At 67.2% G+C, this 19,629-nt stretch carries 23 protein-coding genes; 15 read left to right on the top strand and 8 right to left on the bottom strand.

Annotated elements, in window-relative coordinates; genetic code table 11:
• Nucleotides 1-105: 105 nt before the first annotated feature.
• From lipB to D5084_RS15670, 6 genes are all read left to right on the top strand, one after another.
• On the top strand, nucleotides 106-777 hold the full coding sequence (gene lipB, locus D5084_RS15695; RefSeq protein WP_128516448.1) for a lipoyl(octanoyl) transferase LipB: 672 nt from the start codon (nucleotides 106-108) through the stop codon (nucleotides 775-777).
• A gap of 90 nt (nucleotides 778-867) precedes the next feature.
• On the top strand, nucleotides 868-1,278 hold the full coding sequence (locus D5084_RS15690) for a c-type cytochrome (RefSeq protein WP_128516447.1): 411 nt from the start codon (nucleotides 868-870) through the stop codon (nucleotides 1,276-1,278).
• A gap of 206 nt (nucleotides 1,279-1,484) precedes the next feature.
• Complete coding sequence (ctaD, locus tag D5084_RS15685) at nucleotides 1,485-3,164, top strand: cytochrome c oxidase subunit I (protein ID WP_128516446.1); 1,680 nt, start codon at nucleotides 1,485-1,487, stop codon at nucleotides 3,162-3,164.
• A 75-nt stretch (nucleotides 3,165-3,239) separates the two neighbouring features.
• Nucleotides 3,240-4,190: an alpha/beta hydrolase gene (locus tag D5084_RS15680; protein WP_128516445.1), complete on the top strand. Its 951-nt coding sequence runs from the start codon at nucleotides 3,240-3,242 to the stop codon at nucleotides 4,188-4,190.
• Between the two features lie 31 nt (nucleotides 4,191-4,221).
• The gene (locus D5084_RS15675; RefSeq protein WP_128516444.1) at nucleotides 4,222-4,707 is read left to right on the top strand and encodes a DUF2244 domain-containing protein; all 486 of its coding nucleotides are present in this window, start codon (nucleotides 4,222-4,224) and stop codon (nucleotides 4,705-4,707) included.
• 94 nt (nucleotides 4,708-4,801) lie between these two features.
• Nucleotides 4,802-5,194 carry a phospholipid-binding protein gene (locus D5084_RS15670; RefSeq protein WP_128516443.1) on the top strand — a complete coding sequence of 131 codons (393 nt, stop codon included), beginning with the start codon at nucleotides 4,802-4,804 and terminating at the stop codon, nucleotides 5,192-5,194.
• 30 nt (nucleotides 5,195-5,224) lie between these two features.
• Here the strand turns inward: D5084_RS15670 and D5084_RS15665 are convergent, their stop codons facing one another.
• On the bottom strand, nucleotides 5,225-5,683 hold the full coding sequence (locus tag D5084_RS15665) for a GatB/YqeY domain-containing protein (protein ID WP_128516442.1): 459 nt from the start codon (nucleotides 5,681-5,683) through the stop codon (nucleotides 5,225-5,227).
• A 180-nt stretch (nucleotides 5,684-5,863) separates the two neighbouring features.
• On the opposite strand from D5084_RS15665, the gene carA reads away from it, so the two are divergent.
• Nucleotides 5,864-7,018: a glutamine-hydrolyzing carbamoyl-phosphate synthase small subunit gene (gene carA, locus D5084_RS15660; protein ID WP_128516441.1), complete on the top strand. Its 1,155-nt coding sequence runs from the start codon at nucleotides 5,864-5,866 to the stop codon at nucleotides 7,016-7,018.
• Nucleotides 7,019-7,092: 74 nt separating this feature from the next.
• Entirely contained in the window at nucleotides 7,093-8,961 is a 1,869-nt protein-coding gene (locus D5084_RS15655; protein ID WP_128516440.1) for a glycosyltransferase, read from the top strand.
• Nucleotides 8,962-8,982: 21 nt separating this feature from the next.
• Here the strand turns inward: D5084_RS15655 and D5084_RS15650 are convergent, their stop codons facing one another.
• Nucleotides 8,983-9,618 (bottom strand): GntR family transcriptional regulator, encoded by a 636-nt coding sequence (locus D5084_RS15650; protein ID WP_128516439.1) that lies wholly within the window; start codon nucleotides 9,616-9,618, stop codon nucleotides 8,983-8,985.
• 96 nt (nucleotides 9,619-9,714) lie between these two features.
• On the opposite strand from D5084_RS15650, the gene D5084_RS15645 reads away from it, so the two are divergent.
• The 4 genes from D5084_RS15645 (at nucleotide 9,715) to D5084_RS15630 (ending at nucleotide 12,464) form a co-directional block, all read left to right on the top strand.
• Entirely contained in the window at nucleotides 9,715-10,362 is a 648-nt protein-coding gene (locus D5084_RS15645) for a pyrimidine 5'-nucleotidase (RefSeq protein WP_128516438.1), read from the top strand.
• A gap of 65 nt (nucleotides 10,363-10,427) precedes the next feature.
• A complete protein-coding gene (locus D5084_RS15640; protein WP_128516437.1) occupies nucleotides 10,428-10,670 on the top strand; it encodes a hypothetical protein in 243 nt (80 codons plus the stop codon).
• Nucleotides 10,671-10,730: 60 nt separating this feature from the next.
• The gene (locus tag D5084_RS15635) at nucleotides 10,731-11,954 is read left to right on the top strand and encodes a UbiH/UbiF family hydroxylase (RefSeq protein WP_128516436.1); all 1,224 of its coding nucleotides are present in this window, start codon (nucleotides 10,731-10,733) and stop codon (nucleotides 11,952-11,954) included.
• Nucleotides 11,955-12,125: 171 nt separating this feature from the next.
• A complete protein-coding gene (locus tag D5084_RS15630; protein WP_128516435.1) occupies nucleotides 12,126-12,464 on the top strand; it encodes a hypothetical protein in 339 nt (112 codons plus the stop codon).
• A gap of 57 nt (nucleotides 12,465-12,521) precedes the next feature.
• Here D5084_RS15630 and D5084_RS15625 read toward each other — a convergent pair whose 3' ends face one another.
• From D5084_RS15625 to D5084_RS15610, 4 genes are read right to left on the bottom strand one after another with little or no spacing between them, the layout of a single operon-like run.
• Nucleotides 12,522-13,646: an aminotransferase class V-fold PLP-dependent enzyme gene (locus D5084_RS15625; protein WP_128516434.1), complete on the bottom strand. Its 1,125-nt coding sequence runs from the start codon at nucleotides 13,644-13,646 to the stop codon at nucleotides 12,522-12,524.
• Nucleotide 13,647: 1 nt separating this feature from the next.
• On the bottom strand, nucleotides 13,648-14,751 hold the full coding sequence (locus tag D5084_RS15620) for a mandelate racemase/muconate lactonizing enzyme family protein (RefSeq protein ID WP_128516433.1): 1,104 nt from the start codon (nucleotides 14,749-14,751) through the stop codon (nucleotides 13,648-13,650).
• 39 nt (nucleotides 14,752-14,790) lie between these two features.
• Complete coding sequence (locus tag D5084_RS15615; RefSeq protein ID WP_128516559.1) at nucleotides 14,791-15,273, bottom strand: Lrp/AsnC family transcriptional regulator; 483 nt, start codon at nucleotides 15,271-15,273, stop codon at nucleotides 14,791-14,793.
• Between the two features lie 8 nt (nucleotides 15,274-15,281).
• Nucleotides 15,282-15,740 carry an Lrp/AsnC family transcriptional regulator gene (locus D5084_RS15610; RefSeq protein ID WP_128516432.1) on the bottom strand — a complete coding sequence of 153 codons (459 nt, stop codon included), beginning with the start codon at nucleotides 15,738-15,740 and terminating at the stop codon, nucleotides 15,282-15,284.
• Nucleotides 15,741-15,866: 126 nt separating this feature from the next.
• Between D5084_RS15610 and ilvC the strand changes: the two genes are divergently transcribed.
• From ilvC to D5084_RS15595, 3 genes are all read left to right on the top strand, one after another.
• On the top strand, nucleotides 15,867-16,889 hold the full coding sequence (gene ilvC / locus D5084_RS15605; protein ID WP_128516431.1) for a ketol-acid reductoisomerase: 1,023 nt from the start codon (nucleotides 15,867-15,869) through the stop codon (nucleotides 16,887-16,889).
• Nucleotides 16,890-16,949: 60 nt separating this feature from the next.
• Nucleotides 16,950-17,261, top strand: a complete 312-nt coding sequence (locus tag D5084_RS15600; RefSeq protein WP_128516430.1) for a hypothetical protein — start codon at nucleotides 16,950-16,952, stop codon at nucleotides 17,259-17,261.
• A gap of 79 nt (nucleotides 17,262-17,340) precedes the next feature.
• Nucleotides 17,341-18,117: a hypothetical protein gene (locus tag D5084_RS15595; protein ID WP_128516429.1), complete on the top strand. Its 777-nt coding sequence runs from the start codon at nucleotides 17,341-17,343 to the stop codon at nucleotides 18,115-18,117.
• A 6-nt stretch (nucleotides 18,118-18,123) separates the two neighbouring features.
• On the opposite strand, the gene D5084_RS15590 is transcribed toward D5084_RS15595, so the two are convergent.
• Entirely contained in the window at nucleotides 18,124-18,597 is a 474-nt protein-coding gene (locus D5084_RS15590) for a hypothetical protein (RefSeq protein ID WP_128516428.1), read from the bottom strand.
• A complete protein-coding gene (locus D5084_RS15585) occupies nucleotides 18,594-19,403 on the bottom strand; it encodes an Ivy family c-type lysozyme inhibitor (RefSeq protein ID WP_128516427.1) in 810 nt (269 codons plus the stop codon). Before D5084_RS15585 ends, D5084_RS15590 begins: the two co-directional genes overlap by 4 nt.
• Nucleotides 19,404-19,629 lie beyond the last annotated feature (226 nt).

Raw genomic sequence — 19,629 nt, 5'->3', positions numbered from 1 at the left:
ATGAAAAGGGGCTTTTTCTTTCGGGACCTGTCCGCAATCCGATCGGTCGCCGGATCGCGTCGGCGGCTATGGATCATCGGGGCAGACAGGATTATCACGCATGGGATGGTTGACTGGACGCATATCCCGGGCCTGGCCCCCTACCCCGAGACCCTCGCGGCGATGGAGGCCCATGTCGCCGCGATGACCGAAGGGCGCGCGGGCGAGGCGATCTGGCTGCTGGAGCATCCGCCTCTTTACACCGCGGGCACCTCGGCGAAGCCCGCCGATCTGGTCGATCCCGACCGCTTTCCGGTCTACCCGGTCGGGCGCGGCGGGCAATACACCTATCACGGGCCGGGACAGCGGGTGATCTACACGATGCTCGACGTCAAGGCGCGGGGCGGCGACGTGCGCTGCTTTGTCCGCGACCTCGAACGCTGGGTGATCGACACCCTGGCCGAGTTCAACGTCACGGGCGAGATCCGCGAGGGCCGCGTCGGCGTCTGGGTCCAGCGTCCCGACCGCCCCGGCCCAGATGGCCGCCCGACCGAGGACAAGATCGCCGCCATCGGGATCAAGCTGCGCCGCTGGGTCAGCTTTCACGGCATCTCGATCAACGTGGAACCCGACCTGTCGCATTTCGCCGGAATCATCCCCTGCGGCATCCGCGACCACGGGGTCACCAGCCTGGTGGACCTTGGCCTGCCGGTGACGATGGCCGATCTGGACGCAGCGCTAATGGCAAGCTTCGAGCGGAGTTTCAACCGCGCCCGCGCCTGCCAAGTTGTCACATAGCACCAAGATGCTATTGCATATCAAGGCCGCACGCCCTCATGTTCCCGTCTCGGGGGTGCAGCTTCGCGCCCGGACAAACACGAGGACATCATGAAGACGTTCATCCTTCTTGCCGTTGCCGCCTCCGCTCTGGCCGTGCCGGCCTTCGCGGGCGACCCGGCTGCCGGCGAGGAAACGTTCAAGAAGTGCAAGGCCTGCCATTCCGTGATCGCCCCCGACGGGACCGAGATCCAGAAGGGCGGCCGCACCGGTCCCAACCTCTATGGCGTCATCGGCCGCGCCGTCGCCTCGGACCCGGACTTCAAATACGGCGAATCCATCGCCGCCCTGGGGGCCAAGGGCGCCGTCTGGGACGAAGCCAGCCTTGCGGCCTATGTGGCCGATCCGGCCGCCTATCTGAAAGAGGCGCTTGGCGACAATGCCGCGAAGTCGAAGATGTCCTTCAAACTGGCTTCCGGTGGCGAGGACGTGGCCGCCTACCTCGCATCGGTCGCGCAGTAATCTCGCCTGACGACGTCACCCTGGGGCGCGGTTCCGGATCGGAGCCGCGCCTTTTCCCATTCGGGCCCAGAATCTTGCGACTGCGGCAAAGTCGTGCATTGCGACCTACCGTCGGCACCGCTAAAGACATGAAGACAAGGGAAACCGGGCGGTCCGATTAACGGGCAGCAAACGGAATCACGGAACGACCAAAGCGGAGGACGCCAATGGCAGACGCAGCCATCCATGGCCACGAACACCACAGACCCGGGTTCTTCACCCGCTGGTTCATGTCGACCAACCACAAGGACATCGGGATCCTGTATCTGTTCACAGGCGGTCTCGTCGGCCTGATCTCGGTCATCTTCACCGTCTACATGCGGATGGAGCTGATGCAGCCGGGCGTGCAGTACATGTGCCAGGAGGGCGCGCGCTTCATCGCCGATGCCTCGGCGACCTGCACCCCGAACGGGCATCTGTGGAACGTGATGATCACCTATCACGGCGTCCTGATGATGTTCTTCGTCGTCATTCCGGCACTGTTCGGCGGCTTCGGCAACTATTTCATGCCGCTGATGATCGGCGCGCCGGACATGGCCTTCCCGCGGATGAACAACCTGTCCTACTGGCTCTATGTCGCAGGCACCTCGCTGGGCGTGGCCTCGATGCTGGCGCCGGGCGGAGGGGGTGATCTCGGGACGGGTTCGGGCGTGGGCTGGGTCATGTACCCGCCGCTGACCACCACCGCCGAAGGCGGCTATGCGATGGACCTGGCGATCTTCGCCGTCCACCTCTCGGGTGCCTCGTCGATCCTGGGCGCGATCAACATCATCACCACCTTCCTGAACATGCGCGCGCCGGGCATGACCCTGCACAAGGTGCCGCTCTTCGCCTGGTCGATCTTCGTGACCGCCTGGCTGATCCTGCTGGCCCTGCCGGTGCTGGCCGGTGCCATCACCATGCTGCTGACCGACCGGAACTTCGGCACCACCTTCTTCGCGCCCTCGGGCGGCGGTGACCCGGTCCTCTACCAGCACATCCTGTGGTTCTTCGGCCACCCCGAGGTCTACATCATCATCATCCCCGCCTTCGGCATCATCAGCCATGTGATCTCGACCTTTGCGCGCAAACCGATCTTCGGCTACCTGCCGATGGTCTATGCGATGGTGGCGATCGGCGTCCTGGGCTTCGTCGTCTGGGCGCACCACATGTACACCGCCGGGATGAGCCTGACGCAGCAAAGCTACTTCATGCTGGCGACGATGGTCATCGCGGTGCCGACGGGGGTGAAGATCTTCTCGTGGATCGCGACGATCTGGGGCGGCTCGGTCGAGTTCAAGACCCCGATGCTCTGGGCCTTCGGCTTCCTGTTCCTCTTTACCGTCGGCGGCGTCACGGGCATCGTCCTGTCCCAGGCCCCGGTGGACCGCGCCTACCACGACACCTACTACGTGGTCGCCCACTTCCACTATGTGATGAGCCTGGGTGCCGTTTTCGGGATCTTCGCCGGAATCTACTACTGGATCGGCAAGATGTCGGGCCGCCAGTATCCGGAATGGGCGGGCAAGCTGCACTTCTTCATGATGTTCATCGGCTCGAACCTGACCTTCTTCCCGCAGCACTTCCTGGGCCGCCAGGGCATGCCGCGCCGCTACATCGACTATCCGGAGGCTTTCGCCTACTGGAACTGGTTCTCCTCGGTCGGTGCCTTCATCTCGTTCGCCTCCTTCGTGTTCTTCATCGGCATCGTGTTCTACACGCTCCTCTGGGGCCGTCGCGTGACCGAGAACAACTACTGGAACGAATACGCCGACACCCTGGAATGGACCCTGCCCTCGCCGCCGCCCGAGCATACGTTCGAGCAGCTGCCCAAGCCGTCCGACTGGGACAAGAGCCACGCGCACTAGGCGCCTGAGCTGAACTGAAGGCCCCGGGCGGAACCTCCCCCGGGGCCTTCGTCATTTCCACAAGGAATATCCCCGATGCGCATCGTCGTCTTCATCGTCCTGATCCTCGCGCTTGCGCTGGTCGGATATGTCGGCATCGGCGGCTACTTCCTGTCCTACACGCTCGCCGGCATCCTGCGCACGGGACCGATCGCCGCCGTCCTCGCCACCGCCGAGCCACCCAGCGACCCCTTGGCGCTCGGCTATCGGGGCGATCCGATGGCGGCCCTGTCCCTGCCCTTCGAAACCGTCAGGATCGAAACCCCGCTTGGGGCCAGCGAGGCCTGGCTCGTCCCCGCCGTCGGGGCCGAAGTCGGGCGCGCGATCTATGTCCACGGCATCGCCGGCGCGCGCGAGGACGGCTATCGCCACCTGTCCCTGCTGCACCAGGCGGGGTGGAGCGTCCTGCTCATCACCTACCGCAACGATCCCGGCGGCCCGGCCGATCCCAGCGGGCGCTACGGTTTCGGCCTGTCGGAATGGCCCGACCTCGAGGCCGCTGTCGCCTACATGGTGCCCGAGGACAGCAGCCCCGGCGTCCTCGTGGTCTCGGAATCGATGGGCGGCGCGATCCTGGGGCAGTTCCTGGCGCAAAGCCCGCTGGCCGGGCGGGTCAAGGCCGTGGCGCTCGACAGTCCCGCGATCAGCTTCAAGGCGGTGGTCGATCACCTTGGCCGGCAGTCGGGCAAGCCCCTGTCCGCGGCCCTGGCCTGGGCTGCGGCACGGATCCTGCCGTTTCAGACCGGCCTTGATCTTGACCGCGCCGAAGTCGTCGATGCCTATGCCGCCTTCCCCGGCCCCCTGTTCATCGCGCATGGTGCCGCCGACCGCATCGTGCCGATCGGCCCCTCGCAAACCCTGGCCGCCGCCCGCAGCGCTCCGACTGTCACGCTCTGGACCAGGGCCGACCACCTCGGCTCGTTTGCCGAGGACCCCGCCGCCTACAAGACCGCCTTCGACCAGTTCCTTGCCAGCGCCGCGAACTAGGCGTCCTTCGTCCGTATGGTGATCCTCCGCAATGCCCTACGAATGGCTTCCTCCTGACGGCGCGGACCAGCGCCTGCACCTCTGGCCGCATCGGTCGCTGACCCAGCGCGGCTTTGTCTGGTTCATCGGCGCAACCGCCGCGCTGATCTCCTTTCCGCTGCTTGGCGTCTTCGGCAGCCCGGTGCTCTGGGCGCTTTTGCCCTTCCTTCTTGGCACGATCTGGGGGATCTGGTTCGCCCTGCGCAAGAACGGACGCGACCGCGACATCGTCGAGGACCTGCGCCTGTCCCGCGACCGCATCTCGCTGGTCCGCCACGGGCCGAAGGGCCGCCGTCAGGACTGGGAGGCCAATCCCTACTGGCTGCGCATCACGCTGCACAAGACCGGCGGCCCGGTGCCGTACTACCTGACGCTGAAGGGCGAGGGGCGCGAGGTGGAACTGGGCGCCTTCCTGTCGGAAGAGGAACGGATCGCGCTGCACCACGAGCTGCAGGACCGGATCGCCCAACTGACCTGATCCTTCGCGACAAGCCTTGGAACCGTCCCAAACCGGACATATCTACGCCACAGCGCAACCGGATCGGTATTGCATCACCGAGGAGAAGACGATCATGCCGAAATTCTCGCTTGCAGCTGTCGTCGCGCTTGCACTGGCCACGCCCACCTTTGCATTCGAGATATCTTTCACCTGGGACGGACTGAAATCCTGCACCTCCGGTAACCCGAACACCGTCGCCAATCCCCGGTTCATGCTGAAGGATGTGCCGGAGGGCACGAAGTTCATCCGGTTCAAGCTGGTCGACAAGAATGTGCCAGATTTCAATCACGGCGGCGGTGTCGTGGCCTACAGCGGCCAGACTGTCATCGAGCCGGGCGCATTCAAATACAAGAGCCCCTGCCCCCCCAGCGGCGCGCACACCTACGAATGGACCGCAAGCGCGCAAAGCAAGAAGTCGGGCGGCAAGCTTGGCGTTGCCAAGGCCGCCCGCAAATACCCGGAGTAAGCCGGATCATCCCCCGGCTGGGGAGGAACCCTACCCCAGCCGCGCCTTGACCAGCGCACCGACCGCGCCGAAATCCATCTGGCCGGTGTATTTCGCCTTCAGCGCCGCCATCACCTTGCCCACGTCGCGGATCGAGGCCGCCCCCGTCTCGGCCACCGCCGCCTCGACCGCCGCCGCGATTTCGCCCTCATCCATCTGACGCGGCAGGAACTCCTGGATCACGGCGATTTCGGCCAGTTCCTTTTCGGCCAGCTCCAGCCGCCCGCCCTCTTCATAGGCCCGTGCCGATTCCTGGCGCTGCTTCACCATCTTGCCCATGATCTGCAGGATCTCGGCCTCGCCGACCTCGCCCGCATCCGCTTCGCCGCGAATGGCGATCTCGCGGTCCTTGATCGCGGCGTTTATCAGACGCAGCGTCGAAAGCCGGTCGGCCTCCTTGGCCTTCATGGCCTCCTTGAGGGCCGTCTGCAGACGGTCGCGCAAAAGCATGGTCAGACTTTCCGATAGTTTCCCCAAAGGCCGAGTCTACCCCGAACCGATCCCGACCGCAACCGCGCCTGATTTCCGCAAGCCATTGATCCGAATGGAAAAACCTTTTCGCATCCGCCCTTGACCCTGCCGCCCCCGCCCCTTAGTTTCCGCGCAATTTGCCAAAAGGGAAGAGTCGCCATGCCTGCGCCGCAGAAGCCTACCGCCTGCCTCGCCCTTGCCGACGGCACCCTGTTCTACGGCCACGGCTTCGGCGCGGTGGGCGAAACCGTCGCGGAACTCGTGTTCAACACCGCGATGACCGGCTATCAGGAGATCATGACCGACCCCTCCTACGCCGGCCAGGTCGTGACCTTCACCTTCCCGCACATCGGCAACACCGGCGTCACACCCGAGGACGACGAGACCGCCACCCCCGCCGCCGCCGGAATGGTGGTGAAATGGGACCCGACCGAACCCTCGAACTGGCGTGCCACGGGCGATCTGACCGACTGGCTCACCAAGGTCGGCCGCATCGGCATCGGCGGGATCGACACCCGGCGGCTCACCCGGGCGATCCGCCAGCAGGGCGCGCCGCATGTCACACTGGCGCATGACCCCGAAGGCAGGTTCGACATCGAGCGACTGGTCGCCAAAGCCCGCGCCTGGAAGGGCCTTGTCGGCCTCGACCTCGCAAAGGAGGTGACCTGCGCGCAAAGCTACCGCTGGGACGAAAAGCGGTGGGCCTGGCCCCAGGGCTACACCCGCCGCATAGGCCCCGGCCTGCGCGTCGTCGCCATCGACTACGGCGCCAAGCGCAACATCCTGCGCTGCCTGGCGTCCGTGGGCTGCGAGGTCACCGTGCTGCCCGCCACCGCCACCGCAGAAGAGGTTCTGGCCCACAACCCCGAAGGCGTTTTCCTGTCGAACGGTCCCGGCGACCCGGCGGCGACGGGCGAATATGCCGTGCCGATGATCCAGGGCGTGCTGCAAAAGGACCTGCCGCTGTTCGGCATCTGCCTTGGCCATCAGATGCTGGCCCTCGCCCTTGGCGCCAGGACCCGCAAGATGAACCATGGCCACCACGGCGCCAACCACCCGGTCAAGGACCTGACCACCGGCAAGGTCGAGATCACCTCGATGAACCACGGCTTCACCGTCGACGCCGACACCCTGCCGAAAGGGGTGAAAGAGACTCACGTCTCCCTCTTCGACGGCACCAACTGCGGCATCGCGGTGGACGGCAAGCCGATCTACTCGGTCCAGTATCACCCCGAAGCCTCTCCCGGACCGCAGGACAGCTTCTACCTCTTCGAACGCTTTGCCGAAGCGATGCAGGCGCGCCGCCAATCCTGAACGAATCCCTAATCGGTTAACCGCCTGTTAACCCTGCTCCGCCACTCTGGTGCCTGCACAATCAGGGGGCCGGTATGGGTGCCGCCGCAAAGATCGCAGACCAGCTGACTGTCCCGCCGCCCAAGGTGCCGCGCCGCTTTGCGGTGGGCGCATCGCTCCTGCGCGCAGGCGTCGTCGCACCCGAGGAAATGCTGACCGCCCTGTCGCATCAGGGGCGTGAGGCGGGCCGCCTCCCCGATGTCCTGCGCAGCCGCGGCCTTGTCGTCGAACGCGATCTGCTGGGCGTCGATGCCCGGAACTACGGCATCCGCGTCTTGGACCTCGACCGCGCCCATCCCGATCCCCGCCTGATCGACGCGGTGGGCAGCCAGGACTGCCTGCGTCACGGCATCGTCCCCTGGCAGACCGTCGGCGCGGTGACTGTCGTGGCCACCTCGCGCCCGGCGGAATTTCACCACATCCGCCCGATGCTGGAACAGCGTCTGGGTCCCGTGGCCGTCGGCATCGCCTCGCCGCGGGCGATCCTGGCCGCGATCCATGCCTGCCGGGGCGACCAGCTGGCCCGTGCTGCGGAAAACCGGGTGGCCCAGGCCGAAAGCTGCCGCAACTGGCCGCGCCTGCACCAGTCGCCCCGCGCCATGGCGGTCCTCGGCCTTGCGCTGGCGGCGCTTGCGCTTGCGCCTCTCGCCACCGGCCTTGCGACGCTGGCCTTCGCCATCCTTTCGCTTGTCTGCCTGACTGCTCTGAAGATCGCCGCCACGGTTGCCGCCCTGCGCGCGCCCCCGCCCGGCCCCACCCCGGCCAGCGACGCGATCCCCCCGGTCGTCTCGATCATCGTGGCGCTTTACAACGAGGCCGACATCGCCCCCCGGCTTGTCCGCCGCCTTGCCCGGCTCGACTACCCGGCCGAGTTGCTGGATGTCATCCTCGCGGTCGAGGCCGAGGATCACGTCACCCTCGACGCCCTTGCCAGGGCCGAACTGCCGCCCTGGATGCGCGTCGTCGTCGTGCCCGAGGGCAAGGTCAAGACCAAGCCCCGCGCGCTGAACCACGCCTTTGACCATGCCCGCGGCGCGATCGTGGGGGTCTATGATGCCGAGGATGCGCCCGACCCCGACCAGCTGAACCGCGTCGTGGAACGCTTTCAACGCTCCGGCCCCGAAGTCGCCTGCCTGCAAGGCGTGCTGGATTACTACAACCCGCGCACCAACTGGCTGTCGCGCTGCTTCACCATCGAATATGCCGGCTGGTTCCGGCTGATCCTGCCCGGCCTTGCCCGTCTGGGTCTGGTCGTGCCCCTGGGCGGCACCACGCTGTTCTTCCGGCGCGAGGTGCTGGACCGTCTCGGCGCCTGGGACGCGCACAACGTGACCGAGGATGCCGACCTGGGCATCCGTCTGGCCCGCCACGGCTACCGGACGGAACTGATCGACACCGTCACTCTGGAAGAGGCCAACTGCCGCCCGATGCCCTGGGTCAAGCAGCGGTCACGCTGGATCAAGGGCTACATGATGACCTGGGTCGTGCACATGCGTCAGCCGGTGCAGCTCTGGCGGCAACTCGGGCCGAAGGGCTTTCTCGGCTTTCAGGTCCTGTTCCTGGGCACCATCGCCCAGTTCCTGCTTGCGCCTCTCCTGTGGTCCTTCCTCCTGTTGCCCTTCGGCCTTGACCACCCGCTCTACGCGGCCCTGCCGGTCGCTGCGGTCTGGGTCATGTTCGGGGCCTTCTTCGTGTCCGAGGCGACCAACATCCTGATCGGCGCACTAGGCCTTGGCCGAACGGCGCATGGGCTCAGCCTGCTCTGGGTCCTCACGCTCAAGGTCTATTACCCGCTCGCCTCGCTGGCGGCCTACAAGGGCCTGCTGGAGCTGGCGACACGACCCTTCTACTGGGACAAGACAACCCACGGCCTCTTCGACCCCGCCGTCGAGGCGAAGGACTGAAGGCGCGACGGGACGACGCCCCTACCGCGTCCGAAGCTCGCCAGCCTCCACCCGAAGGCGCGTTTCGAAGGCCTGGCTGATATGCGACTTCAGCGCCTGATAGGCCGCCTCGCCATCCCCGGCCTCGATAGCCGCGACGATCTGCGCATGTTCGACCAGCGCCGCCTCGTCCCGCCCCTCGGCCGCAAAGGAGGTGTTGGCCATCAGGGCCATGCTGCGATGCACAAGGTCCAGCTGCTGCACCAGGAACCGGTTGTGGCTGGCCAGGTGGATCTGCTTGTGAAACCGCTTGTTCGCCCGGCTCAGCGCCTTGGGATCGCCGCCCAGCAGCGCCCGATCCTCGGCCACCATGCTTTTCAGCACCCGCACTTCCTCGGGCGTCGCGTGCCGGGCCGCAAGCCGCGCCGCCAGCCCCTCCAGCTCGGTCCGCACGGTGTAAAGCTCGGCCAGCTGGTTGTGGTCGAGGCTGGCCACGATCAGGCTGCGCCCGTCGCGCGTCAGCATCGCCTGCGTCTCCAGACGCTGCAAGGCCTCGCGCACGGGCGTGCGGCTGACGCCCAGCCGCTCGGCCAGCTCGCTTTCCACCAGCCGGTCGCCGGGCTTGTAGACCCCGGCCTCGATCGCTTCCAGCAACAGCGTGTAGGCGTCTTTCTGCACCGGTTCCGTCCCCCCTGCGCCGCCCGGACCATAAGCCGCCCATCCCCCTGCGATCAAGCCTTCCCAAGGCCGCGCCCCCGCACTACACCCTTGCCCATGCCGAAACAGGACTTCACCCACGTCACCACCTGGGTCTTCGACCTCGACAACACGCTCTATCCGCCCCACATGCGGCTCTTCGACCAGATCGAGGTCAGGATGACCGACTGGGTCATGCAGGCACTTCAGGTCGACCGCGCCCGCGCCGACCACCTGCGCGCCCATTACTGGGCGACCTACGGCACGACGCTTGCGGGCCTTATGGTCGAACACGGCGTAGATCCCGGCCCCTACCTGACCGAGGTCCACGACATCGACTTCTCGGTCCTGTCGCCCGATCCCGGCCTCGCGGCCAGCATCATGCGCCTGCCCGGCCGCAAGATCGTCTATACCAACGCCTGTGCGCCCTATGCCGAGAAAGTCCTTGCCGCCCGCGGACTTGGCGGCCTTTTCGACGGCATCTACGGGGTCGAGCATGCCGAGTTCCACCCCAAGCCCGCACCGCAGGCCTTTGCGACCGTGTTCGGCAAGGACGGCCTCGATCCGACCCGCGCCGCGATGTTCGAGGACGACGCGCGCAACCTTGCCGTGCCCCATGCGCTGGGGATGCGGACCGTCCACGTCGCGCCTCAGCCCGAGCCGGCCGGCCACATCCACCACCACACCGACGACCTCGCCGCCTTCCTCGCCCGGCTGACGGGGTGACACTGCGCCGCATCGCGCTTGCCTGATCCGGCGCTACATGTCCGGCAACCGCAAACGAGGATGCCATGACCGCTACCACCCTGTCCGCCCCGAACGCCTTCGGCCGCCTTGTCCGCGCGATTCCGATCATCGGACGCGTGATCCGCGAGGTCGAGCGCGAGGTCGACACGATCTATTACCTGATTGCCATCCTGGTGACCGGACTGGTCCTTGCCATCAAGACCTGGGGCCTCGCTGCTCTCGTGCTGACCGCCCTTGCCCTGGTGCCGGTGATGTTCGTCCTTCTCGTCATCCTCGCCCGGCCCTGAGGCACCCTGTCCTCTGGTCCCCCGCCGCGCCCCGGCCTATGCTGACATCGGAGGCTCAAGATGCGCGAAGCGACTGACATCCTGATTTCCGGCGGCGGCGTGGCGGGGCTGACCGCGGCCTGCGCCTTCGGCTCTGCCGGGTTCCGCGTGATCTGCGTCGATCCGGCGCCTCCGGTCACCATGGCCGACGACGACGGCGCCGACCTGCGCACCACCGCCTTCCTGCAACCTTCGATCCCGGTCCTGCAAGCCGCCGGCCTCTGGGACCGTCTGGCCCCCCATGCCGCCGCCCTTCAGGTGATGCGGATCATCGACGCGGGCGGCGAGACGCCGGACCCGCGCCTCGTCAAGGACTTCGACGCCGCCGACATCTCCGACGCGCCCTTCGGCTGGAACCTGCCCAACTGGCTCCTGCGCCGCGAGATGGTTGCCCGGCTGAAGGACCTGCCCGAGGTCAGTTTCCGCCCCGGCACCGGCTTTGCCCGGATGCTGGTCCGCGACGGCGAGGCGCTGGTCACCCTGACCGACGGCACCCGGCTGTCGGCCAGGCTGGCGATCGCGGCGGACGGCCGCTCCTCTCCCGTGCGCGAGGCTGTCGGCATCGCCGTCAGAACCACACGCTACGGGCAGAAGGCGCTGGCCTTCGGGGTTACCCACGACATCCCGCACAACAATGTCTCGACCGAGGTGCACCGCAAGGGCGGCCCCTTCACCCTCGTGCCCCTGCCCGACCGCGACGGTCGCCCCGCATCGGCGGTCGTCTGGATGGAAACCGGCCCCGAGATCGCGCGTCTGGCGGCCCTGCCCGTTCCCGCGTTCGAGGCCGAGATGACCGCCCGCTCCTCCGGCATCCTCGGTCCGCTGACCCTGGTGACGCGGCGCAGCGTCTGGCCGATCATCAGCCAGATCGCCGAGCGTCTGTCCGGCCCACGGACCGTCCTGATGGCCGAGGCAGCCCATGTCGTCCCGCCCATCGGCGCGCAGGGGCTGAACATGTCGCTGGCCGACCTTGCAGCCCTTCTCGACCTGGCCCGGACGCACCGGGCAGACCCCGGCGTGCCCTCCGTCACCGACGCCTTCCACCGCGCCCGCCATCTGGAGGTGCAGGCCCGCGTCACCGGCATCGACCTGCTGAACCGCGCCTCGATGGCTGAATCGCCGTTGCTCCGCGACCTGCGGGCCAAGGCGCTGGAGGCGCTCTATTCCGTCCGCCCGGTGCGGCAGGTCCTGATGCGCACCGGGCTTGGACTGTCGAAAGCAGCGCCTGCACCAAAGCTGGCCTGAAGTTTCGTGCATTTTTGCACAGACCTGACGCAGCTCCACCCAAAGCCGTGAAACCGCTGAAAGATGTGATGTCCGAGCCGCGCCTCTTGCCGTTTTTCCGAAGGATTTCGCAGAACTTTCCGTGCAAGACCCACGCGCTTTCACTTCCAGGAGAGGCGCGGTGAATCAGGCGTGATTTTCCTTTTCCGCCCTTCGATTGCATCTTCCTCTCACCGCCAGACGATGACGGCGGAAGAAACAAATCGGAAGAAAATCAAAAGGAAACGCATCGTTCTTGCCACTGCGCTTGTCGCTGCTGCCGCTACGGGTGCATTCGCCCAACAGGCTCCGGTCCAGCTGTCCTCGGCGATCCAGTCCGAGATTCTCTCGGTGCTGCCTTCGGCCGACCTGTCGAACCTGACCAACTCGCAATACGCGCAGATCGTCAGCTTCTTTGCCGCCTCCGAAAACACCCGCACCCCGTCGGACATATCCGGTGGCGTGAAGGCGATCCTGTCGAACGCGCAGTGATCGCAAGCGTGTCTGCCAGAACGCACAGGCCGGAAGCTCCCTTCCGGCCTGTGGATTCTACAGGACCGCGTCGACCGCGCGCTTCAACCGCGCCACTGTCGCATCGACATCCTTCAGCTTGTCCAGCCCGAACAGCCCCAGGCGGAAGGTCCTGAACTCCGGCCCCTCGCCCACCTGCAAGGGCACCCCCGCCGCGATCTGCAATCCTTCGGCGCGGAACTTCGCGCCGTTCTGGATCTCCGGGTCGCTTGTATAGCTGACCACCACCCCCGGAGCCTGGAAGCCTTCTGCCGCAACCGACGGCACGCCCTTCTCGGCCAGCATCCCCCGCACCGCGCGCCCCAGCGCCCATTGCGCGGCCTTGGCCGTATCGAAGCCCATCTCCTTCGTCTCGACCATCGCATCGCGGAAGCCGACGATCGCATCGGTCGGCATCGTCGCATGATAGGCGTGGCCGCCCTTCTCGTAGGCCTCCATGATCGCGCGCCATTTCCTCAGGTCGAGCGCGAAGGAGTTCGACACGGTCTCCGCCAGCCGTGCCTCGCCAGCGGGCGACAGCACCACCACCCCCGCCGAGGGCGAGGCCGACCAGCCCTTCTGCGGCGCCGAGATCAGCACATCGACCCCGGTCGCGGCCACATCGACCCAGATGCAGCCGCTGGCGATACAGTCCAGCACCATCAGCGCCCCCACCTCATGCGCCGCCGCCGCCATCTGCGCGATATAGTCATCGGGCAGGATGATCCCCGCGCTCGTCTCGACATGCGGGGCAAACACCGCCTCGGGCCGCACTTCGCGGATCTTCGCCACCACCTCATCGATCGGCGGCGGGGCGTAGGGCGCCGTCGCGCTGTTCCCGGTCTGGCGGGCCATCACCACGGTCGTCTCGGCCGCAAACCCGCCCGCCTCGAAGATCTGCGTCCAGCGATAGCTGAACCAGCCATTGCGGACGATCAGCACCCGGCCCTTCCCGAACTGCCGCGCGACGGCCTCCATCGCATAGGACCCGCCGCCGGGGACCAGAGCCACCGCCGAGCCCCTGTAGACCTCCTTCAGCATCCCCGACACGTCGCGCATCACCTGCTGGAACCGCGCCGACATGTGGTTGAGGCTGCGGTCGGTGAAGACGACCGAGAATTCCTCCAGCCCTTCCGGGTCGATATGGGCGTGCAGTCCGGGCATCTCAGCTCCTCTCCGAAACGCGATGGCGGGCGCGGGCCAGCCAGTCGGGGTTGATCTCGACGCCCCAGCCGGGCGCATCCGTCACTGTGGCATGGCCGTCCTCGATCCGGTAGGGGTCGTTCCGGAACAGGCCCTCCTGCCACGGGTAGTAATCCGGGCCCTCGATGGAAAACTCCAGGTATTTCCCCGGGTTCGGGATCACGCGCAGAAGGTGCATCGTGCACATCGTCACCAGCCCGAGGTTCGCCGCATGGGGCGTGATCGGCAGACCCGCCGCCTGGCCCATCCGGCAGACCTCCAGCGTCCGGCAGATGCCGCCCAGATACAGGATGTCCGGTTGCAGGATGTCCACTGCCCTGTGTTCGATCGCCAGCTGCCAGGCGGTCAGCTCGCAATCCTGCTCGCCCCCCGCCACGTCGATGTTCAAAGCCGCGCGAACCTCGGCGGTCTGGTCCACCTCCCAATAGGGACAGGGCTCCTCGAAGTGCCCGATGCCGTGGTCCTCCAGCATCCGGCCAACCTCGATGGCCTTCGCCGGGGAATAGCAGGAATTGCCATCGACCAGTTTCTCGACATCACCGCCGAGAGCCTTGGAAACAATGGGGATAACCGCTTCCGTCCGCCCCGGCCATTCGTCCCGGTCGCGCCCGCATTCGGCCCCGACGCGCCACTTGAATGCGTCAAAGCCGAAGGCGTCCCGCAGCTTGAGGAACCGCGCCGCCTCGTCCTCGGGCGTGATGTCGCGCTTCATCGAACTGGCATAGGCCCGCACAGGCCCCGGCGTTCCGCCCAGCAGGCTGACCACCGGCTTTCCGGCCACGCGGCCTCGCAAATCCCAGACCGCCGTGTCCAGCCCCGCCTGCGCGCGCCGCAGGTAGCTGCCGGGAAACTTGTGCTCGCGCTCATAGACGCGGCGCAGGGTGTCCTCCAGATCGGAGACCTCGGTTCCCAGGGCATGGGGCGCCACCTGCCGGTGGAAGATTTCCGCCGTGATGTCGGCCTGATAGGTCGAGGTCTGCCCCCAGCCCACATCGCCGGTATCCGCCGTGACCTTCACGAAGCAGACGAACGGCGTGTCGAAGGTTTCCAGCCTGGCGATCTTCATCTGGGTCTCCCGGTTTGTCCCGACCCTAGCCGCGCCGGATCACGGATTCGCAGCTGTTTCCGCCACGCCCAGGGGTCCGGGGCGACGTTCCTCGGTCAAAAGCACGTTGGCCTCGACGTTCCCGACCCCCGGCAGCGTCATGATCCGGCGGCGCAAGACGCGCTCGAAATCCGCGATGTCGCGCGCCACGACCCGCAGCCGGTAGTCGAACAGGCCCAGCACATGCTGCACCACCTGCACCTCGGGGATCGCCTGCACCGCACGCTCGAAGTCCTCCAGGCTCACCCGCCCCTTGGTGGCCAGCTTCACCCCCAGGAACACCGTCACGCCGAAGCCCAGCTTCTCGCGGTCCACCTCGACCGCGCGACCCTTCAGCACCCCCGCCTCTTCCAGCCGCCGCACCCGCCGCCAGGCCGCGGGCTGGCTCAGCCCCAGCCGCCGCCCCAGCTCTCCCGCCGACAGGGTCCCATCCGCCACCAGCTCCCGCAGGATCGCCCGGTCGGTGTCGTCAAGGTCGATCACGCTGAAAGTCATAGGGGCAACCCCCCCGTCTCCTTGATGGTCGAGACCAGCATCAGCGCCTCCACCTCGGCGATATGCGGCAGGGTCAGGATGCGGTCGCGGTAGATGCCGGTCCAGTGGCCCATGTCCCGCGCGATCACGTTCAGCCGCACATCGACCCGGCCCAGGAAGGTCTCGATCCCGATCACCTCGGGCACCTCGCGCGCCGCCGCGATGAACTCGTCGAAGGCGCGTGGGTTGGTCTTGTCCAGCGTGAAGCGGAGGCTCACCTCCACCGCATAGCCCAGCGCGCGCCAGTCGATCCGCGCGCCCTCGGACCGGATCACACCGCCCGCGCGCAGCCGGTCAAGCCTGCGCCACAGCGTCGCGGGCGTCACCCCGGCGCGCTCGGCCAGCACGGGGCGCTCCAGCCCCGGCTCCGCCAGCCAGTGGCGCAGGATGCGGCGGTCGGTGTCATCAAGCTGCATGGATTTCTCAAAGATTCATCATTCGATGAATGATCCTTCGCACAATCCGCCAGCATCGTCAAAGAATGCACGGGATGCGCGCCGGAAACGCCTATTGTGCCGCCATCAACCAATGGAGGACGCCCGATGCGCGTTTACTACGACCGCGACTGCGATGTGAACCTGATCAAGGACAGGAAGGTGGCCATTCTCGGCTACGGCTCCCAGGGCCATGCCCATGCGCTGAACCTGCGCGATTCCGGCGCCAAGAACGTCGTCGTCGCGCTGCGCGAAGGCTCGCCCAGCGCGAAGAAGGCCGAAGGTGAGGGGCTGAAGGTCATGGGGATCGCCGAAGCCGCCGCCTGGTGCGACCTCATCATGTTCACCATGCCCGACGAGCTTCAGGCCGCGACCTACAAGCAATACGTCCACGACAACCTGCGAGAGGGTGCGGCCATCGCCTTCGCCCACGGCCTGAACGTGCATTTCGGCCTGATCGAGCCGAAGAAGGGCGTCGATGTCATCATGATGGCGCCGAAGGGCCCCGGCCACACCGTGCGCGGCGAATATCTCAAGGGCGGCGGTGTCCCCTGCCTCGTCGCCGTGCATCAGGATGCGACCGGCAAGGCCATGGAAATCGGCCTCTCCTACTGCTCGGCCATCGGCGGCGGGCGGTCCGGCATCATCGAGACCAACTTCCGCCAGGAATGCGAGACCGACCTCTTCGGCGAGCAGGCCGTGCTCTGCGGCGGTCTGGTGGAGCTGATCCGCATGGGCTTCGAGACCCTGGTCGAGGCCGGGTATGAGCCCGAAATGGCCTATTTCGAGTGCCTGCACGAGGTGAAGCTGATCGTGGACCTGATCTACGAAGGCGGCATCGCCAACATGAACTACTCGATCTCGAACACCGCCGAATACGGCGAATACGTCTCGGGTCCGCGCATCCTGCCGCGCGAGGAAACCAAGCGGCGCATGAAGGAGGTCCTGCACGACATCCAGACCGGCAAGTTCGTCCGCGATTTCATGCAGGAAAACGCCGTCGGCCAGCCCTTCTTCAAGGCGACCCGCCGCCTGAACGACGAACACCAGATCGAGAAGGTCGGCGAGAAGCTGCGCGCCATGATGCCCTGGATCGGCAAGGGCAAGCTGGTGGACAAGGCCCGGAACTGAGCCCGCAACTGACCCGGAAGGGCGCCCTGCGGGGCGCCCCTCCCCCTTGGGGGAACCGCGATGCGCAGATGGCTCCCGATCGTGCTGATCGCTCTGGCGATCCTGTGGTTCATCCTGACCAATGTCGGGGCCGGCATGGCCGTCAGCGACCTCACCGCCAGGCCGATCTCCGCCCTGATGCGCGACGGCCGCGCGATCCCCGTCCAACCCAGCGGCCGCGCCCCCGCACAAGGCGAGGCACGCGGCATCGGCGGGCGTGGCGTGATGTTCGGCCTCAGCCTCGTCTTCGCCCTGCCCGACGGCGCCACCGTCTCCTGTACGCAAAGGTTCCGCCACCTCTCCTGCAGCGACGGCTGGCAGCCGCTGCGCTAGGCGCCACCGCGCCACGCCCGCCCGCTTGACAAGCGCGCAGCCCCCGCGAACCCTTGCACATCCCGCAGCGAGGGCCCGCATGACCACCCTGATGATCCTGATGCCCACCGGCGGCCAGATCCACACCCCCGCCGTGCACAGCCTTCTCGGCCTCACCCAGGCCCTGGCCCGTCGCGGCATCGCCTTCGCGCTGAAGACCTACGAATGGTCCGATCTGGTGATCTCGCGCAACTACCTGATGTCCTGCTTCCTTGCCGACCGGAAGTTCACCCATGCGCTCCTGCTCGACAGCGACATGAGCTATCCGCCGCAGCTGTTCTTCGACCTTCTGGCCTTCGACGCCGATTTCACCGTCGCCCCCTATCCCCAGCGCCAGATGCGCTGGCAGGCCTTCCGCGCCGCGATCGAACGCGAGGCCGCCAAGCCCGAGGACCAGCGCGCCCCGACCGCCGACCTTCTCGCCGGATCCCTGCGCTACAACATCCCCGACACGTTCGAGGCCGGCCAGCCCTGGCCCCACGAAGTCCGCAACGGCTTCCGCAAGGTGCCCGGCGCAGGCACCGGCTTCATGCTGATCCGCCGCGCGGTGCCCGAACGGATGGTCGCAGCCGGGGTCGCCCTGCCGGTGCCCGGCTTCAACGGCCCGGGCTATCCGGGCGCGGATTTCCACGACTTCTTCAGCCACCTGCGCGGGCGCGGCGGCACCGTGATGCATGGCGAGGACACCTCCTTCTGCCGCCGCTGGATCGACGGCTGCGGCGGCGAGATCTGGTGCCACGAAACCGCGCGAATCACCCATCACGGCGCTCTGGCCTATCCCGGCGACTACGCGCTGGCCCCGAAACCGCGCGGCTGATCCCTGTCAGGGTGCCGTGGCCCGGAACCCTTTCCCCGGCACCCAGAACCAGGCCTCGCCCGCGCCCCTCGGCTCTGCTTCCAACACGATGGCCCCGGGCAAGGTTGCGACCATCAGCTCCGCACAGGTGGTCAGCGGTCCGTCCGTGGCAAGCCGTTCGCCCAGCGTCACCACGGAATAGGCCCGGGGATCGCCCAGAGTCTCGCAGCTGTGGCTTCCCGGCTGCACCGCGACCAGGACGCGCGCGCCCAGCGTCTCGACCGCCGCGGCGTCGGTCAACGCCGCCACCACCTCGATGTCGGGGCCCGACAGGACCTGCGTCCGCTCATCCCGGTTCGGACCGACCCACAGGATCTCCCCGCCGTCGAGGACGTCGATCCAGACCCGCTGATCGCCCGCGACGAACGCCTCGTCCCGAACCTCGGCACCCGCCACACCCGCCGCAAGGATCAGCACCATACCCAGGCCGCGCGCGCTCATCCCTCGTCCACCGCACTGCGCAACGCCTCCATCGCCTCGGGCGGCCAGATGTTGGTGTCGGCAGGCCAGACATGCGGTTCGATCTCGCCCATCACATGCCAGCCGACAAAGACGCCTTCGGTCGCCGGATGAAGATACAGGAAGGCCCAGTCCGCCTCGCAGGTCAGCTTCAGGCAGGCCCGGCCCAGATACCCCTCTGCCGTCAGATCGCCGGACCCGAGATCCGAGATCCGCTCGGCAAAACCCGCATAGCTCTCGCCCAGCCCCGCTTGCAGCGCGGACAGGACCGGCGCCAGCTTCATCGCATCGACGGGATGCGCCCCCGCAAGGCCCGGCACGGCCTCCCATCCGGCCCCGGCCGCGAACTCCTCCGGTGACGCCTCGGTCAGGCCGGTTGCCGGGGTCCAGACCCAGACCTCGCCCGGCTCGGACGGCAGCGGCTCGGTCGAAAACACAAGCGCCTCTGGCTGAACCTGCAAGGCGAACTCGCGGCAGCCGTCCAGCGGCCCGTAAAGCGCCGGAGCCGCCCCTTCCGCAAGCGCCAGCACGAAGGGCGCCGCCCCACAGGCATTGCCGCCCGATCCGGCGACCCCGGTCACCACCGGGACACCGGCGATCTCTTGCACGGCCTCGTCCAGGTAGATCACCCCGTTCTCGTGCAGAACCTCGCCATCAACGAACAGCGCCGCGCCGCCCGTCCCGTCCTCGACGACCTCGATCGCATGGCCCGCCACGCGGACCGTCTCGGCCATGGCGGCGGCACCCCAGACCGCCACCAGCCCGAATCCCATTGCCTTGCCCCACATGTCCGCCTCCTGCGCATCCAGTCCGGCGCCACCTTCGACCGGCATCCCCCGCGCAGCAAGAGAGGGAATTGCCTACCCTTCACCGCCCCCCGCAGCCCTGCCCTCCCGCCGACCTGCGCCCCTGACCCCACCCCTGATTTGCCCTTTTTCCAAATACTCCCGCCGGAGGCGCAGGCCGGCCCCCCGCGCCACGGCCCGGCCCTTGCGACAGCGGCCTTGTCCGACA

The sequence above is a fragment of the Tabrizicola thermarum genome (genome assembly GCF_003574395.1).
Taxonomy (GTDB): Bacteria; Pseudomonadota; Alphaproteobacteria; order Rhodobacterales; family Rhodobacteraceae; genus Tabrizicola; species Tabrizicola thermarum.
Note: the sequence above shows the minus strand (reverse complement) of the source record. Positions and strands in the feature narration are given on the sequence as shown.